This is a genomic window from Aquimarina sp. AU58, assembly GCF_900312745.1.
Lineage (GTDB): Bacteria > Bacteroidota > Bacteroidia > Flavobacteriales > Flavobacteriaceae > Aquimarina > Aquimarina spinulae.
The window spans coordinates 1,296,294-1,314,170 of record NZ_OMPD01000014.1 but is presented as its reverse complement, the minus strand read 5'-3'; the positions used below and the strand labels follow the sequence as shown (position 1 = coordinate 1,314,170).

The window sequence follows — 17,877 nt, the reverse complement described above, 5'->3', positions numbered from 1 at the left end:
TTAGGAATTTCTTAAAAGCTGTAAATTCCAATCAAGAGATTGGTCCAGCTCTTACTTCTGGAATGTTATGTGAAGTATTATCTATTGCAATTGCAATATTTGTATTTACTTTTTGGGCTATCTTTATAAGCCTATCTATATAATCGGTATCTATTCCTTTAACAAAACTATACGAGTTAGAACCAGAATAGCCATCGCGTTCATGTTTTACTTCTAAAACATACTTACCATTAAAGTCAGCATCAAAATCTGTACTTTTTTGGATTTCATAAACATCGAGATTATAGTCTTTAGAATTTTTATTTAATGGAAACTGGTTGTCATCTTCATTTTGGTCGTAAAAAACATGATCCAGGGCTACATCATGTGCTTCAGAAAGTATTCTTTTTATGTACTCTACATCTGCATCGCTATAGTAAGCAATTTTGAGTTTGCCATTTTTTAGCCCCTTTGATATCCTTGTATGCTGAACTCCTATAGATTGTAGTTGTTTTTTTACAAGTGTTATCGCATTTTGAGCTTCAACAGAAGTAATCTCATTATTAACAAACTCTAATACAATTTCCTGATTAGGTACTACGGTTTGCTGCTGAATAACAACAAGCGTTGCTAAAGCAGAAATTAAAATCCCGAAGTACCATTTTTTCTTCATGCGGCAAATATAAAAAAATTAAAACTGCATTTCTAAAGTCTTCAAATAAATATCTATTGCAATCTTCGAACATCAAAACGTATAAGTTTCAATTTTGGTATTTATCACTATTCAAAAAACATCAAAATCGAGGCTTGTTGTACTGTAAAGGCTTCATTAATTAGAGAAAATCATATTTCTACACTACCGTAAAAACAATAAGAGCTGCATAAAGCAGCTCTTATTAAACTTATTTATAAGGATATATTATAACTCTAATAATCCATTTGTTTTCTTAACACCTTCAGCACTTTCTGCAAGTTTAGCTTTTTCTGCATCGTTAAGTTCTATTTCAACAATCTTTTCGATTCCATTTCTACCTAATACAACTGGCGCACCGATACAAAGATCATTTAATCCATATTCTCCTTCTAATAAGGTAGAACAAGGGAAAATTTTCTTTTGATCACAAGCGATTGCTTGTACTAAACCAGATACTGCTGCTCCCGGAGCATACCATGCCGATGTACCTAATAATTTGGTTAATGTAGCTCCACCAACTTTAGTATCTGCAGCTACCTGCTCTATTCTTTCTTCTGAAATAAATTCTGAAACAGGCACACTATTTCTTGTAGCCAATCTTGTTAATGGCACCATACCTTTATCGCTATGACCACCAATTACCATTCCGTCAACATCAGAAATAGGAGCACCTAATGCTTCTGCTAATCTGTACTTAAAACGAGCACTATCTAAAGCACCACCCATACCTATAATTCTATTTTTAGGAAGATTGGTTGTTTTATGTACCAAATAGGTCATTGTATCCATAGGATTACTAACCACAATAATAATAGCATTAGGAGAGTGTTCTATCAAACTTGAAGATACTGTTTTAACAATCCCTGCATTAATACCAATTAATTCTTCTCTTGTCATTCCTGGTTTACGAGGAATTCCTGAAGTAATTACAGCAATATCACTTCCTGCAGTTTTAGAATAATCTCCTGTAGTACCAGTGATTTTGGTATCAAACCCGTTTAAAGAAGCGGTTTGCATGAGATCCATTGCTTTTCCTTCTGCATATCCTTCTTTAATATCTAACACTACTACTTCTGAAGCAAAATTCTTTATTGCTATATATTCAGCGCAACTAGCACCTACTGCACCAGCTCCTACTACTGTAACTTTCATGGTATATTTTTTTGAATGTAATTAAACTTATTTATTTCGCGAAAATACGAATTCTTTGATGAATTAATTAACAAATAGAGTGTTAATTACCAGCCAAAATTAAGTCCTAAAGAAAGGTTATTATAGTTTTGTAATGTATAATCCAGATTCGCTCTAAAAATACCAAACTGTACTTTTGCGCCAATTGATGCTTTAACTCCTTTTGTTCTATTTTTCACACTTATTGGATCTATTACCGTTTGTGATGTTAGCGGTCCATTTTGAATTTGATAGGTTCCCAATAAATCTGCATCACTCGAGCCAAAATAATATCCTAGCCCCCCATAAAAGTTTAAAACCGGTAATTTGGTAGATACAATACCCGTGATCAACCATGAATTAGTATTTAAGCGCACTTCCTGATCTGCACCTTCTATCCCACTACTGGCATTAATATCATAAAAACCTTTTACATTGGTATATCCTAATAAAGCAGATAGTCTAACGGGCCATCTCTTTAACGGAAAAACCCAATCGGTAAACTCATGCTGAAAAGCAACACCATACAGTTGTATTTCTGCATCTTGTACCGCTTTGATCCTTGGCAAAAATCTAAGTTTTATTTCTGTACTTTTTATTAATCCCATTGACCCTTGAATAAATCCGCTTGGTAAAGAACCAATTTCAGAATCACCTATCCCATTTGGTAAAATAACTTCTAATTCTGTAGCTTGGCCTCGATTTATCACTACTGCTATTTCTTCTCGGTTTACACCCAATGCATTTGCAACAGTCTGACTGGTTTGCCCATTTCTAAATGTTAAATCTGTATAATTCTGCACATTTAGGACAAAGGATTGTTTTTCTTCTCTTACAAAGGAAAGGTTACCTACAATCCCAGCTTCGAAGTGCCACAATTTTTTTGTTTCTGCTGTATTATACCAACCATTTGACATAGCATTTACTAAGGATTCTCCTGCAGATGCAAAATAATCTTCACTAAATCTCTGGGCATTTTCAATTCCTATTTCAAGAATTTGATCGATATCTGTTTGCGAAAACGTAATATGACCTAGAAGTAATGCCAACAGCAAAGTACATTTTTTCATAAGATTTGGGTTTAATGGGCATTGCAATATAAAAAAAATCCGCTATACCTATTATATAGCGGATCTTAAATATAATTTTAAACTATTATTTATGCATCAATATTTGCATACACAGCATTCTTTTCTATAAACTCTCTACGAGGTGGTACTTCATCTCCCATTAACATAGAAAATATGCGATCTGCTTCTGTAAGGTTGTCAATTGTAACCTGACGCATGGTTCTAAATTCTGGGTTCATAGTAGTATCCCAAAGCTGTTCTGCATTCATCTCTCCAAGACCTTTATATCGTTGTATTTTCGAATTTTCGCCGAACTCTTTTACAATCATATCTCGCTGATCATCGTTCCATGCATATTGTTTTTTGGCTCCTTTTTTTACCAAATATAATGGTGGAGCAGCTATATAAATATGCCCTGCTTCGATAAGTTCCTTCATATAACGGAAAAAGAATGTCAGGATTAATGTAGAAATATGACTACCATCGACATCGGCATCACACATAATTACAATTTTATGATAGCGTAATTTTGAAAGGTTTAGTGCTTTGCTATCTTCTTCAGTACCAATGGTAACACCAAGAGCTGTAAAAATATTTTTGATTTCTTCATTCTCAAAAACCTTATGATGCATTGCTTTTTCTACATTCAATATCTTACCACGTAACGGAAGAATTGCCTGAAACATACGATCACGTCCTTGTTTTGCTGTTCCACCTGCAGAATCTCCCTCGACTAGAAATACTTCACATAATGCAGGATCCTGTTCTGAACAATCAGAAAGTTTACCGGGCAAACCTCCTATGCTCATTACCGATTTACGCTGTACCATTTCACGTGCTTTTTTAGCAGCGTGACGTGCCTGAGCAGCAAGGATTACTTTCTGAACAATAGTTTTAGCATCATTAGGGTTCTCCTCAAGATAATTCTCCAGCATTTCAGAAACAGCTTGTGAAACTGCAGAAGTAACTTCTCTATTTCCTAATTTAGTTTTGGTCTGCCCTTCAAATTGTGGTTCTTGAACTTTTACTGAAATAATAGCTGTTAATCCTTCACGGAAATCATCTCCAGCAATTTCGAATTTCAATTTATCTAACATCCCTGAAGCGTCTGCATACTTTTTAAGTGTAGCAGTTAAACCTCTTCTAAAACCTGAAAGATGTGTTCCTCCTTCATGGGTATTAATATTATTCACATAAGAATGTAAATTCTCTGCATAAGAGTCATTATAGATCATCGCCACTTCTACAGGAATATTGTTTTTTTCACCTTCCATAGAAATCACATCTGCTATAATAGCACTACGACTTGCATCAAGAAATCGAACAAATTCTTTTAACCCTTCTTCAGAATGGAAAGTTTCAGTAACATCATTGCCTTCATCATCTTGATGACGCTTATCTGTTAATGTAATTTTTATTCCTTTATTAAGGTATGCCAATTCACGCATACGACTTGCCAAAGTATCATAATTATATTCCAGAGTCTGCTGAAAAATTGTGGGGTCTGGTCTAAAAGTAACTATAGTACCATTAAAATCTGTATCTCCTGTAGATTTAACCGGATATAATGGTTTACCCTTTTCATATTCCTGCTCCCATACTTTACCTTCTTTATGAACAAAAGCATGCAAATGAGCTGATAATGCATTCACACAAGATACTCCTACCCCGTGAAGACCACCAGAAACCTTGTAAGAATCTTTATCGAATTTTCCTCCTGCACCTATTTTGGTCATTACAACCTCTAAAGCAGAAACACCTTCCTTTTTATGTATACCTACAGGAATACCCCTACCATTATCTCGTGTAGTAACAGAATTATCTTCATTGATAGTTACCTGTATAGCATCACAATGCCCTGCCAGTGCTTCATCAATTGAGTTATCTACTACTTCATACACCAAATGATGTAATCCTCGAGATCCAACATCACCAATATACATCGATGGGCGCATACGTACATGCTCCATTCCTTCGAGTGCCTGAATACTATCTGCGGAGTAATTTTTCTTATTAGCTTCTTCGCTCATAAAATCCCTTAATTAATTATTTTATTTTTTTGACAACAAACAAAGATAAAAAAAGAGTAAAAGGATCAAAGAGTTTTATCAAGAAGGATTTAACGAGTTATCAACAATTAGTTAAGAATAGTACTAGAAAAATAAAAAACACTCTTAAAAACGATAAAAATGCCCTTAAAATGAATTTAAGATTTATTTATATTCTAGAAAGGATGATTTCAATTTGCAAAATCTGTAGTATTTATCACAGTAAATTACACCTATTACAAATCATATCCCGAGTATACATATACACCAAAAATAAGTAGTTTTTACACAAATCTTATCAGTTTATACCCCATAAATAACATTTTGTTTACTAAAACGACATGTTTATGTAAAAGAAATTAATCTTTTAGAATGTTGCGTCTATATTTGATAATAACATTTTTACACAAACTTAATATAACAATTATGAAAACTAAAAAAATTAATGTGCTCAAAACCCTTACATTGAGTGCGGTATTACTTTTTGCTTCTTGTCAAAAAGAAAACATTGATGAGAGTATAAATGCAAACTCATCATCGACAACTGGAAAAACTATTGAAAAATATTTTCAGGGAGATTTGGTAACTGTCGAAGACATAGGCAATGGAGAATTTCTCTACAACTCAGATATTATTCTTTCTGAAAAAATGTTATCAGACACTCCTCCTGCTCCTTTTGATCCAAAAGCTGCCCCGAGTGCTGCCGAAGCTGATCAAAAACTAGCTTTATGGGGTTCTACTAATAAATGGCCAAACAATACCATAGTTTATGTGCTTGGAAACTTAAATAGTAATTTACGTAGTAATCTTACCGAGGCTTTTAGACGATGGACTAGTAAAACTAATATTAAATTCAAAGAAAGAACTAATGAGTCTTACTATGTAACAATTTATGAATCTACCAATGTTTGTTCTGGATGTGGAAGAGCATCCTTTGGCGTACAAGGAACTAGAGGAACTGTACAATTAGGAAATAGAGCTAGTGCCAGTCTTATTGCGCATGAATTAGGGCATACTCTTGGGTTTGTTCATGAACAAACAAGATCTGACAGAGATGACTATGTTATTATAAAGTGGAATAATATCCAGTCGGGTATGGAAGGTAATTTCAGAAAAAGTTCAAGTGCACAATTATTAACCAGAAAATTCGATATTAACTCTATAATGATGTATCATCCTTATGGTTTTTCTAAAAATGGTCAACCAACAATTACCTTACTTAATGGGCAAACATATAATGGAGCTCAAAAAACTATTTCTCCATTAGATATTGAAGGAACCAATAAAGCATATCCATCCAACTCTAGCGACCCATGTGCAGGTGTAAGTCCATGGTCTTCGGGACAATCGTATGCTGTAGGAGATAAAGTAACCTACTCTGGTTATTTATACACGTTACAAAGTAATAACAGATGGCTTCGGGGAGAAAGATGTAGCAACTAAATTAGTTCACATCACCTAAAAAAAAATGAATTTGTAAAGAAGGCTATAATCATTTTTGTAGCCTTCTTTTATTTTAATTTTCAACATAAGATATATTACAAAACCCTAAGAAAATATTCTTAGGGTTTTAATCTCAATTAACTCAACTTTCAGCTAAAATAAACTGTAATTTTTATCATATAGCAACATCATCATAAGCTTCTTCATGTACATTGGCAATAGCTCTACCACTTGGGTCATTCATATTTTTAAAAGCTTCATCCCATTCTAAAGCAATTTTTGTACTACATGCTACCGATGGTTCTTGAGGAACACTCAATGCTGCCGTATCACTAGGAAAATGCCCTTCAAAAATAGTACGATAGTAAAATTCTTCTTTGTTTTGAGGAGTTTGTATTGGGAATCTAAAATGTGCATTTGCCATTTGCTCATCTGTAACTTCGATCTCAACAACTTCTTTTAATGTATCGATCCAGCTGTACCCTACTCCATCAGAGAATTGTTCTTTTTGTCTCCAGACTACGCTCTCTGGCAAATAAGATTCAAAAGCCTTGCGAATAACCCATTTTTCCATTCTCTCCCCATTGATCATTTTATCTTTTGGGTTAATTCTCATTGCAACATCCATAAACTCTTTGTCCAAAAACGGAACTCGCCCTTCAATTCCCCATGCGGCAAGCGATTTATTTGCTCGTAAACAATCATACATATGTAATTTGTTGAGTTTACGCACAGTTTCTTCATGAAATTCTTTTGCATTTGGTGCTTTATGAAAATATAAATACCCTCCAAAAATCTCATCGGCTCCTTCTCCCGACAGTACCATCTTTACCCCCATAGATTTAATAACTCTAGCCATCAAATACATTGGAGTCGAAGCTCTTATGGTAGTAATATCATAGGTCTCTAAATTATAGATCACATCTTTTATCGCATCAAGACCTTCTCTAATAGTAAATTTTATTTCGTGATGTATGGTCCCTATATGATCGGCTACTTTTTGTGCAGCTTCCAAATCTGGTGAACCTTCTAATCCAACAGAAAACGAGTGCAATTTTGGCCACCATGCATCTTTGGTGTCATCGGTTTCTATTCGTTTTTCTGAATATTTTTTTGCTATAGCAGAGGTTACTGAAGAATCTAATCCACCAGATAGCAAAACACCGTAAGGAACATCAGACATTAATTGCCTATGAACAGCGGCCTCTAAAGCATCTCTTAGTTCATCAATACTCGTTTGATTTTCCTGCACTGCTTTATACTCAGACCAATCTCTAACATACCACTTCTTTGGTTCTCCTTCTTCACTTGATAAATAATGTCCTGGAGGAAACAATTCTATTTTGGCACAAACTCCTTCAAGAGCTTTTAACTCAGATGCCACATAGAAAGTACCGTTTTGATCCCACCCCATATAAAGAGGAATAATCCCCATATGATCTCTAGCAATGAAATACGTATTCTTTTCTACATCATATAGTGCAAAAGCAAAAATACCATTAAGATCATCTAAGAAATCTACACCTTTTTGCTTATATAGTGCCAAAATTATCTCACAATCAGATTCTGTTTGAAAATCATAAGTTCCTTCAAATTGTTTACGAAGCTCCCTGTGATTATAAATTTCTCCATTAGCCGCTAGCACCAATTTATTATCTGCACTAAACAATGGTTGTTTACCAGAAACCGGATCTACTATAGCCAATCTTTCATGAGCTAGTATTGCATTTTTGCTGGAGTATATCCCACTCCAATCCGGGCCTCTATGTCTAATTTTTCTTGACATCTCAAGTAATTGAGGTCGTAACATCTCTGAATCTTGCTTTATATCAAAAGCACAAACAATTCCACACATATTCTTCTTTTTCTATTATTTTGAAAGGTCAAAGATTGATTTATAGTTACAAAATAAAAACAATAAACCCAATAAAGCTTACATATTAAAACAAAAAACACAATAAACCATAACAAAAAGAAACTATAAAAAGAATGTATTCATATATATACTATCAAATTGTTATCTCAAACATTTAACACAACTTATAGACTCGATTAACATTTCAATTGTAAGTTCAACAATATCTTTACGTCTGTCATAAAAATTAAAATCAAATTATGAAAAAATCACTCGTATTAGTTGTTATTATGTTTTTGGGTACATTATCAAGTGTAAACGCTCAAAAATTTGCAGGATTACAGAAAAGTCCAACCGATATTTCTTATGCTAAGAAAGATAGAAATGCCAAACCAGAAATCAAAGTTGTCTATAGTCGTCCACAAAAGAAAGGGCGTAAAATTTTTGGTAGTTTAGCGGCGTATGATAAAGTATGGAGAACTGGCGCTGATGAAGCTACCGAAATTAGATTCTCTCAGGATGTAAAAATGGGAGACAAAACCATTAAAGCAGGTACATATTCATTATTCACTATTCCTGGTGAAAAAGAATGGACTATTATTATAAATTCTGATCTAGATAGTTGGGGAGCCTACTCTTATGATAAAAGTAAAGATGTGGCTAGAATCAATGTTCCGGTTGGAAGTGGTGATGAGTTAGAAGTTTTTTCTATAGCTTTCAAAAAAGTAGATAAAGGATATCACATGGTTATGGGATGGGATACTACTCGTGTAGAAGTACCTTTTTATTTATAACAAACGAAAGAGTTTACAATTTAATTCATAAAAAAATAGCTTGAAAATAAATTTTCAAGCTATTTTTTTCCTCAACTTTTGTGTTTGTTCTTATCTCGAACAGAGATAATAAGTTCTTATGTTATCTGTGAATAGCATGACCAGATGCCCCAGGTAACTCTTTTAGAAAATCCATCACAATTCTAAAAGTTAATCTAAATTTTGTGTAAAATAGCCCCATATGTTACGTTTAAAAATTAATGTAATTATTATTCAAATATAATACCGATATAACTCGATGTCAATAAATTTATATATATTTTAGATATAAATCAAGATTTTATCGATAATAAGCACGAAAATCTTAATTCTAATAAGTCCACCCCCTAATGCTTTGTTATTTTATACAAGGATAATGGGGTAATTTCCCTAAATTCCTTAACATAAATTTTTCAAAAGCTTATTCTTTTTCGTTTCATTCGGTTTTCAAAATCGTCCCTCAACAATTTCAAAAAATCTTATCTATGGATTGCATTACTGCAAGCCGATGGTAGTTGTCTTAAAAAGGTTTTTAAAGCCTTTATATCAACAAAAAAAATACCGTAAAATAGCTTCATAATCTTTTGGTTTAAAATTGTTATACAAAGATAATGTCTATCTCATTTGACCCATAAAAATTAACATCGACAAAACAAAATTTTAGACATAAAACACTTTAAAACGCCATAACACCAAAAATCAATTTACATGTGTTAATTTTTGAGGTTTTTTCCCACACTATAAAGTTGTGTTTTAGGGGTTTTCTCCCCCTTTTTTATTTCACATCCTTTCAATCAAATTTTCTTAAAACATATAAAACAACTAAAAAGCAGAGTTATATCTATATATTATTCTAGAAATACCATTATTCATTCCTTGTTAGAAATGTAAAAAAGAGATTATATTTAATATTATATAACCCATTTTTATGTTTTTTTTGAATATTTTTTCCTTCAATTGAATATTATACTATGAAAAATTAAAGAAAATAATGAAGTCTATTGATCAAAATAGTTATGACGTTTATTCGTATAAAAGCTTAAAACTAAGTTGATCCCTAAATGTAATGAGGAATTTACAAAGAACTGTTAATTACACTGGGATATGAAACATTTTGTTCAACCCAAATAAAAAAGCAATCTTTTAAAAAAGTAGTATTGATCATAAAAACAGATATAGTCCTTTTCTTATACACCATATCATCTTTTTCTTACTTATAAAAATTAGTAAGAGACTGTTTCTCAAAACAATCTCTTACTAAGGATCTAAAAAATAAAATGATCGATGATAATAAACTAGTACATTCATCATTATCATTTATTGATTGCATATTGAGATGCTCCTGGAAGATCTTTTAAAAAATTAATTACTACGTTAAAACTTAATCCGAAAATAGAGGTAAAATATTTCATAACTGTTTGGTTTTTAATTACAGTTACAAATTTATCTCATATTTACATTTGTAAGTACAAAAAATCGTTAGCTGGTCTAAAAGAATAATTAAAACGACATTTACATTCGACGAAAGGTAAATTTGCGTTCAAAATCAAAAAGTTTATATAATACTTTATGCGATATTTATCTACGCATAGCATATAGAGATGCTCCTGGTAATTCTTTTACAAAACTGATAAAAGCTCTAAAAGTTAATCCAAATGTAGCGTATAAATTTTTCATAAGAAACTGATTTTAAATTGTTCACATAAATTTAAACACTACCAAAATAAGTAGTAATACAAAAATGATAATTTCGATATAAATACTTAAAGAGCTGGGTAAAAAGTATACAAAATATTGAAAAACCATAAGCATCGTAGTCTTTTTCCTTCAAAATAAAAAATGGAATATGGGGAATTATCCCCAAAATTATGGAAAAACCATAATGTATTAATGATTAAATACTTGTATTTTTATTCAAAAAGACTTAAGAATCAATACAATAGATATTTTTAAGGGATATTTAAGTATTTATGAGTCTGAAGAGAAACTTTCCATTTTGGATTTTTCATCACATAATCTACAATCAGAGGGATGATTTTTTCACGAACACTCCATTCGGGTTGAAGGTACAATACACAATTATCAGAAACCTTGTCTGCTTGCTTTTCAGCAAATTCAAAATCACTTTTGTTATAAACGATACATTTTAACTCATTAGCCTTTTTATAAACTTCTTCTTTTGGAAGTTTTACTTTTTTGGGAGAAAGACAAATCCAGTCCCATTCACCTGTTAGAGGGTAAGCACCAGATGTTTCAATATGAGTTTTAGCTCCTTTATCTTTAAGCCCCTGAGTTAACAAGGTCATATCCCAGGTAAGAGGTTCTCCTCCTGTAACCACAATTACATCGCTATACTTTAGTGCATTTTCTACAATAACATTTGTATCTGTTGGAGGATGCAAATCTGCATTCCAACTTTCTTTTACATCACACCAATGACACCCAACATCACAACCACCGATTCTAACAAAATATGCTGCCGTTCCTTTATGAAAACCTTCTCCCTGAATGGTATAAAATTCTTCCATCAAAGGAAGCATTTTACCATCATTCACCAATTTCTGTATACTCTTTTGCATAAGGTTGCAAATGTAAATAATATTAAATTACGATTTTAGAATAATTACATCTTAAAAAATTCTTCTAATTAAAATTACGAAATACAAACAAAAATGACTTAATCTACCACCTATAGTAATAGTATATTAGACTATTACCTCTACTCAGACTTAACAGCAATACATTCTATTTCGATCTTAGCACCAACAGCCAATCCCTTGGAAGCAAAGGTAGTACGCGCTGGTTTTTGAAGTAGGTAGGTTTTATATACTTCGTTAAAAGCAGAAAAATCTTCTATATCAGCCAGAATCACAGTACATTTCACTACATCCTCCATATCCATACCATGGTGTTGTAAAACTGCTTTGATATTTTCCAGCGTTTGTTTTGTTTCAGGTTGTATTCCTCCTGGCACCAATTTTCTCACACTATGATCCATTCCTACCTGACCAGACAGAAAAAATAGATTCCCTACCTGTACAGCATCAGAAAAAGGAGCCGTTGATTTTTTAGGTTCGTGAGTTTTATGAAAAACCACCTCATCTACAGGCTTTATAGTATCTGTTTTACAGCTCATTAAAAAAGTGAAGAGACAAACTATTAGTGTTATTTTTTTCATGGGTCCCAAATAATAAAAAATTAGTATTGTGATTTACTTTATATTAAAAGTAACTTATAATTTCTATAGAAAAGTTAAGATTCCTATTTTTATGCAAAATTATATTGAATTATGAGTGATAACCAGGCATTTCTTGAACATATTAACGAAGGTTATAAAACTAAAGGTGATTTCCTAACTATGGGAGCAGCCATGTACAATGGCGAAACAGTAACCGATGCTCATGTAAAAATCCCTTTAAAAACATTAAATCGCCACGGGTTAATTGCTGGCGCTACGGGTACAGGTAAAACCAAGACTCTACAAGTACTGGCAGAAAACTTAAGCGATCAAGGAATACCTGTACTTTTAATGGATATAAAAGGGGATCTTAGTGGGATTGCAGCTGCCAGCCCTGGTCATCCTAAAATTGATGAACGTCACGAAAAAATAGGTATCCCATTCGAAGCCAAAGATTTTCCTGTAGAGATTTTATCTCTTTCTGATCAGGATGGTGTTCGGCTTAGAGCTACAGTAAGTGAGTTTGGACCAGTTTTACTATCCAGAATTCTTGATGTTACTACAACACAAGCTGGGATTATCTCTATCATATTTAAATATTGCGATGATAATAAATTGCCGCTATTAGATTTAAAAGATCTAAAAAAAGTCTTACAATTTTCCACTCAAGAAGGTAAAAAGGAATTAGAGAAGGATTATGGACGTATTTCTACTGCTTCTACCGGTTCAATTTTACGTAAAATAGTCGAATTAGAACAACAAGGAGCAGATCTCTTTTTTGGCGAAAAATCTTTTGAAGTTCAGGATTTATGTAGAATTGATGAAAACGGTAGAGGTATCATCAATATTATTAGGTTAACAGATATACAGGATAAGCCAAAGTTGTTTTCTACATTTATGCTTAGCCTTCTTGCCGAAATATATAGTACTTTCCCAGAACAAGGGGACAGTGGGAGGCCAGAACTAGTTATCTTTCTTGATGAGGCTCATCTCATTTTTAAAGAAGCTTCTAACGCACTTATGGGCCAGATCGAGAGTATCGTAAAATTAATACGATCCAAAGGTGTTGGTCTTTATTTTGTAACTCAAAATCCAACTGATGTCCCTGATGGAGTTTTAAGTCAATTAGGACTCAAAGTTCAGCATGCGCTTAGAGCATTTACGGCCAAGGATAGAAAAGCGATTAAACTTACTGCAGAGAATTATCCAATTTCTGAATACTATGACACCAAAGAAATACTTACTTCTTTGGGAATTGGAGAAGCTTTGGTATCTGCCCTTGATGAGAAAGGGCGTCCTACTCCATTGGCAGCAACTATGCTAAGGGCTCCTATGAGTCGAATGGACATCCTAAACGATAGTGAATTAAAAGCTTTACTTAAAAAATCAAAGCTTATCCCTAAGTATAATGAAGAAATAGATAGAGAAAGTGCCTATGAGCTGTTAAATGAAAAAATTGAGAAAGCAGAAGCAGAAGAAGCAAAAGCAGCCGCCAAAAAGGAAAGAGAAAAGCTAAATAGAAGCTCATCTAGTTCTCGATCAAAAAGTAGAAGAGCTAGTGCTACAGAAAAAGCAGTGATAAAAGTACTTACCAGTGCCACTTTTATTCGAGGAGCTTTAGGAGTACTTAATAAGTTATTGAAATAATTTACGTTTATAATTTAACAAATCACTAAATCATCTAGTTATGGCAAAGAGAATGTTAAAAATTCTTCTTATCTCACTATTAATATATAGCTGTCAGAGAGAAAAAAAACAAGATCCGTTTGAGATTACCAATAATAGAATAGGACTATTAACAAGCGAAATACAAATCAAAGAATTAGATTCTATCTATGCCAATGATTCTATTGCAAAAAGAACTGCTGGAGATCAATTTCTTAATAATGTAAATGAAATAGAAATTTATGAAAAAGGAGGAACAAAGCTATTAGTTTTAGAAGCTCATAAAGAATCAGATCCAATGTCTACTATAGAAAATATTCAAATTGTGGATCCCAGATATAAAACTGCTTCGGGTTTATCTTCTAAGGGTGTTTTTAAAGATATCAAAGACCATTACAATATCTCAAAAATTAATAATACACTAAGTACAGCTGTAATATTTGTAGATAGCATTCAGGCATATTTCACTATTGATAAAAAAGAATTATCAAAAAAGTTTCAATCTACTACCGATATAGAAATAACAGCAACAGATATACCCGATTCTGCAAAAATCAAACATTTCTGGATAAGCTGGGACACAGCTAATTAAAAAACAAAAAAATGAGTAAAAAATATCAGATCCAAAAATCCCCTTTTATTGTTCCGACTACCGATGGAAAACTAATAGAAGAGCATTTTGGTATGGCAACTGATCAAAATTCTCAAATTAGTATCGCACATATGATTGCGCCACCTCACTGGAGCGAACCTTTTCAAACTCCAGAGTTTGATGAATACACCTATATTATTAGGGGTAAAAAACAGTTTATCATTGATGGAGAAAAAATAATATTAGAATCGGGACAATCTATTAAAATTAAAAAAAACACAAGAATTCAATATACTAACCCATTTGATGAAGAATGTGAGTATCTTGCCATTTGCCTCCCTGCATTTACTATGGAAGCAGTACATCGTGAAGGTGAATGAAAGAAAAATATAAAAAATACCTGCCTCTTATCATTGGAAAATACATCCAGTTTCTTTTCCTTTTTTATCCAAAAAAGGCAATCAATAAAGCATATATCTTATTTTGTACTCCAAGAAAAGGTAAAATATTACCCGAACAAGAAGATTTTCTCGAAGAAGCAGAAGACGAAATGGTTCTTATCGATACTATCTATATCCAGACCTATAGATGGTCTAGCATGGGAGAAACAATTTTATTAGTTCATGGATGGGAGAGCAATACACATCGATGGAAGGTGCTCATACAAAAATTACATGAAAAAGGATTTAATGTAATTGCTTTTGATGCACCTGCACATGGTAATTCTACAGGAAAAATATTAAACGTCCCTTTATACACTAAGTGCCTTCAAAAGATAGTTGAACTCTATCGACCTAATCATATGATTGGGCATTCTGTAGGTGGTATGGCAACTATATTTCATCAATACACCTATCCAAATAAGGAAATAGAAAAACTAATCGTATTGGCACCTCCTTCAGAATTATCCAGAATCATGAAAGGATATCAGGAGATATTAAAGCTTTCTCCAAAATTCATGAGGGCATTAAATCAGTATTTTAAAGAAAAACATGATTTCTATTTTGATGAGTTTTCTATGGCTAATTTTGTGAAAGACCTAGTACTTAACGGGCTTTTAATTCATGATAAAAATGATGATATTGCCCCTTATAGTGAAGCCGAAGGTATTAGCAAAAATTGGAAAAATTCCCAATTTATTACTACAGAAAATTATGGTCACTCTCTGTTTTTTGATGAAGTTGATAATATGATTATTAATTTTTTGAAAGTATAGGGACTTAAACAAATTCTAATAGCCTCTTTTTTTTAGAAAAAAAGCACTTCCCTCATTTAAAAGCACCGTTTACTCATTACTGTTTTCCCAAAATCCATCTTCAACATAGATTTACGATAAATCTATATCATGAAAAATTTAATTTATATCTTCTTAGTATTCTCTAATTCTTTCGCCTTTGCTCAAATTAAAGGAAACGCAACAATTATTTCTAGACAAAATATAATAGCTTCTGCAGAATTGGCGAATGCTGATATTTATGGAAATCAAATACAACAATTTAGGCAAAAGGATTTAACACCTAATCCTGTGATAACAATTGATGCTAAAGTATTAAACAATATTGTTGCCGATTCGTATACTGCAGTTTTTAATATCGTGCAAATTGGAAAAACATCTCAAGAAACTAATACGCTAATGAACGAGAGAGTAGAAAAAGTAAAAGATGAATTGCGTACCAAAGGTATTTTAGAGGGAGATATTATTATCGATGTCATTTCATTTGTTCCTGTTTATGAAACTGTAGTAGAAAAAAAATTATTCAGTAAAAAATACAATGAAGTTCCCAAAGGTTTTGAATTACAACAAAATATTCATGTAAAATTCACTAATGTAAATCAATTTGAAAAAATACTTGCTACCTGCGCAAATAACGAAATATATAATCTTGTTAAAGTAGATTATTTCATAAACGATATACAAACCGTATACAAACAATTACGTACAGAAATATTGAAAACCCTAAAAGAGAAACAACAATTCTATACAGATTTAGGTTTTGACTTAACATCATATCGTCCAACAATTGCTGATACCAAATATTGTCATTTTCCAAAAGAGTTTTATAAAAATTACCAGGCTTTTCATAGTACCTCTTTAGAAACACTTAATAAAAAACAAGGGGTTGTAACTGCAAAAAAACAAACCACATATTATTATGATCCTATCACTTATAAAGATTATGATATGGTTATAAATACGTCAATAGTTGAACCTGTTGTACAAATAGGTATGGAAATAAAACTACAGTACACACCTATATCAAAAGAGCAAAAACCAATCGAAAAAGAAATTACAAATCCGAAATATTTCTTAATCTCACCAGATGGAAACATTGATATTAAAGAATTAAAATTAAACTAATACCATTTATCATTTTGTTATAACCGTTATCTTTAAATGTTATCTTTGTACACTATTTATATTCTATGCTTGAAAAAACTTTCACAAGACTTAATAAATATCTAAGCGAAGTTGGTTATTGCTCACGTCGTGAGGCAGATAAATTAATCGACCAGGGGCGCGTTACCATTAATGGTAAAGTGCCAGAAATGGGGACCAAAGTTACTCCCGATGATATTGTTCGGGTAGATGGTAAATTAATAAATAAACCTAAAGAAAAACACGTATATCTTGCTTTTAATAAACCTGTTGGCATAGTTTGCACAACAGCACAAAATGAAAAAGATAACATTGTAGATTATATTAATTATCCTAAACGTATTTTTCCTATTGGTCGATTAGACAAACCTAGTGAAGGGCTTATTTTTTTAACTAGTGATGGAGATATAGTTAATAAAATTCTTAGAGCTAGAAATAATCATGAAAAAGAATATGTAGTAACAGTAAACAAATTGATTAGTCCGTTATTTATAAAGCGAATGAGTAGTGGAGTTCCCATTCTCGATACTATAACCCGTAAATGCGAAGTAGAACAAATTAGCAAATATGATTTTAAAATCGTGTTGACCCAGGGGCTTAATCGTCAAATTCGTAGAATGTGTGAATACCTCGGGTATGAAGTGATAAAACTAAAACGAATTAGAATCATGAATGTATCTCTTGATATTCCTACAGGAGAATGGAGGTATTTAACAGAAAAAGAATTAGGAGTTCTTAATGCTGATGTTGGCGATTCTAGTAAAACAGAAGAGGCTTCTATACTAGATGATACTAAACTAAAAAAAAATACGAATAATTCAAGACGACTTACCTCTAAAAACGATAAAAAAAGGAATTCTGATAAAAGAAGTTCTCGTGGATCAAGAGATAAAAAACGGAGAGATCGAAGAAACTAATCTTTTTTTTCGTTGTTAATTATATCTTAATTCCTCCATTCTTAAGTTTTTCCCTTTTCTAAAATACCTAAATTGTC

At 32.3% G+C, this 17,877-nt stretch carries 15 protein-coding genes; 8 read left to right on the top strand and 7 right to left on the bottom strand.

Annotated features, from left to right (window positions below):
- Positions 1-31: 31 nt before the first annotated feature.
- From DK441_RS17045 to gyrB, 4 genes are all read right to left on the bottom strand, one after another.
- Positions 32-652 (bottom strand): hypothetical protein, encoded by a 621-nt coding sequence (locus tag DK441_RS17045; protein WP_109851766.1) that lies wholly within the window; start codon positions 650-652, stop codon positions 32-34.
- A 246-nt stretch (positions 653-898) separates the two neighbouring features.
- Positions 899-1,825 (bottom strand): malate dehydrogenase, encoded by a 927-nt coding sequence (gene mdh, locus DK441_RS17040; RefSeq protein WP_074408306.1) that lies wholly within the window; start codon positions 1,823-1,825, stop codon positions 899-901.
- Positions 1,826-1,911: 86 nt separating this feature from the next.
- A complete protein-coding gene (locus DK441_RS17035) occupies positions 1,912-2,913 on the bottom strand; it encodes a DUF6588 family protein (protein WP_109851765.1) in 1,002 nt (333 codons plus the stop codon).
- A gap of 89 nt (positions 2,914-3,002) precedes the next feature.
- Entirely contained in the window at positions 3,003-4,943 is a 1,941-nt protein-coding gene (gene gyrB / locus DK441_RS17030) for a DNA topoisomerase (ATP-hydrolyzing) subunit B (RefSeq protein WP_074408308.1), read from the bottom strand.
- 444 nt (positions 4,944-5,387) lie between these two features.
- Here gyrB and DK441_RS17025 point away from each other — a divergent pair, with 444 nt between their 5' ends.
- Entirely contained in the window at positions 5,388-6,404 is a 1,017-nt protein-coding gene (locus tag DK441_RS17025) for a M12 family metallopeptidase (RefSeq protein ID WP_160112143.1), read from the top strand.
- Between the two features lie 175 nt (positions 6,405-6,579).
- On the opposite strand, the gene asnB is transcribed toward DK441_RS17025, so the two are convergent.
- On the bottom strand, positions 6,580-8,259 hold the full coding sequence (gene asnB, locus DK441_RS17020) for an asparagine synthase B (RefSeq protein ID WP_109851763.1): 1,680 nt from the start codon (positions 8,257-8,259) through the stop codon (positions 6,580-6,582).
- 260 nt (positions 8,260-8,519) lie between these two features.
- Between asnB and DK441_RS17015 the strand changes: the two genes are divergently transcribed.
- The gene (locus tag DK441_RS17015) at positions 8,520-9,053 is read left to right on the top strand and encodes a DUF2911 domain-containing protein (RefSeq protein ID WP_109851762.1); all 534 of its coding nucleotides are present in this window, start codon (positions 8,520-8,522) and stop codon (positions 9,051-9,053) included.
- A 1,967-nt stretch (positions 9,054-11,020) separates the two neighbouring features.
- Here the strand turns inward: DK441_RS17015 and DK441_RS17010 are convergent.
- Both DK441_RS17010 and DK441_RS17005 read right to left on the bottom strand, forming a co-directional pair.
- On the bottom strand, positions 11,021-11,650 hold the full coding sequence (locus tag DK441_RS17010) for a 7-carboxy-7-deazaguanine synthase QueE (RefSeq protein ID WP_109851761.1): 630 nt from the start codon (positions 11,648-11,650) through the stop codon (positions 11,021-11,023).
- Positions 11,651-11,790: 140 nt separating this feature from the next.
- Entirely contained in the window at positions 11,791-12,207 is a 417-nt protein-coding gene (locus DK441_RS17005; protein ID WP_235015784.1) for a RidA family protein, read from the bottom strand.
- Between the two features lie 153 nt (positions 12,208-12,360).
- Here DK441_RS17005 and DK441_RS17000 point away from each other — a divergent pair, with 153 nt between their 5' ends.
- The 6 genes from DK441_RS17000 to rluF all read left to right on the top strand — a co-directional run bounded on the left by DK441_RS17000 (position 12,361) and on the right by rluF (position 17,800).
- Positions 12,361-13,896 (top strand): helicase HerA-like domain-containing protein, encoded by a 1,536-nt coding sequence (locus DK441_RS17000; protein ID WP_109851759.1) that lies wholly within the window; start codon positions 12,361-12,363, stop codon positions 13,894-13,896.
- Positions 13,897-13,936: 40 nt separating this feature from the next.
- Positions 13,937-14,506: a hypothetical protein gene (locus DK441_RS16995; RefSeq protein WP_109851758.1), complete on the top strand. Its 570-nt coding sequence runs from the start codon at positions 13,937-13,939 to the stop codon at positions 14,504-14,506.
- 11 nt (positions 14,507-14,517) lie between these two features.
- Positions 14,518-14,886, top strand: coding sequence for a cupin domain-containing protein (locus DK441_RS16990; RefSeq protein ID WP_025666577.1), 369 nt, complete (start codon positions 14,518-14,520; stop codon positions 14,884-14,886).
- Entirely contained in the window at positions 14,883-15,722 is an 840-nt protein-coding gene (locus tag DK441_RS16985; RefSeq protein ID WP_109851757.1) for an alpha/beta hydrolase, read from the top strand. Before DK441_RS16990 ends, DK441_RS16985 begins: the two co-directional genes overlap by 4 nt.
- Before the next feature lie 129 nt (positions 15,723-15,851).
- Complete coding sequence (locus tag DK441_RS16980) at positions 15,852-16,865, top strand: SIMPL domain-containing protein (RefSeq protein WP_109851756.1); 1,014 nt, start codon at positions 15,852-15,854, stop codon at positions 16,863-16,865.
- Between the two features lie 65 nt (positions 16,866-16,930).
- A complete protein-coding gene (gene rluF, locus DK441_RS16975; RefSeq protein WP_109851755.1) occupies positions 16,931-17,800 on the top strand; it encodes a 23S rRNA pseudouridine(2604) synthase RluF in 870 nt (289 codons plus the stop codon).
- Positions 17,801-17,877: the final 77 nt, after the last annotated feature.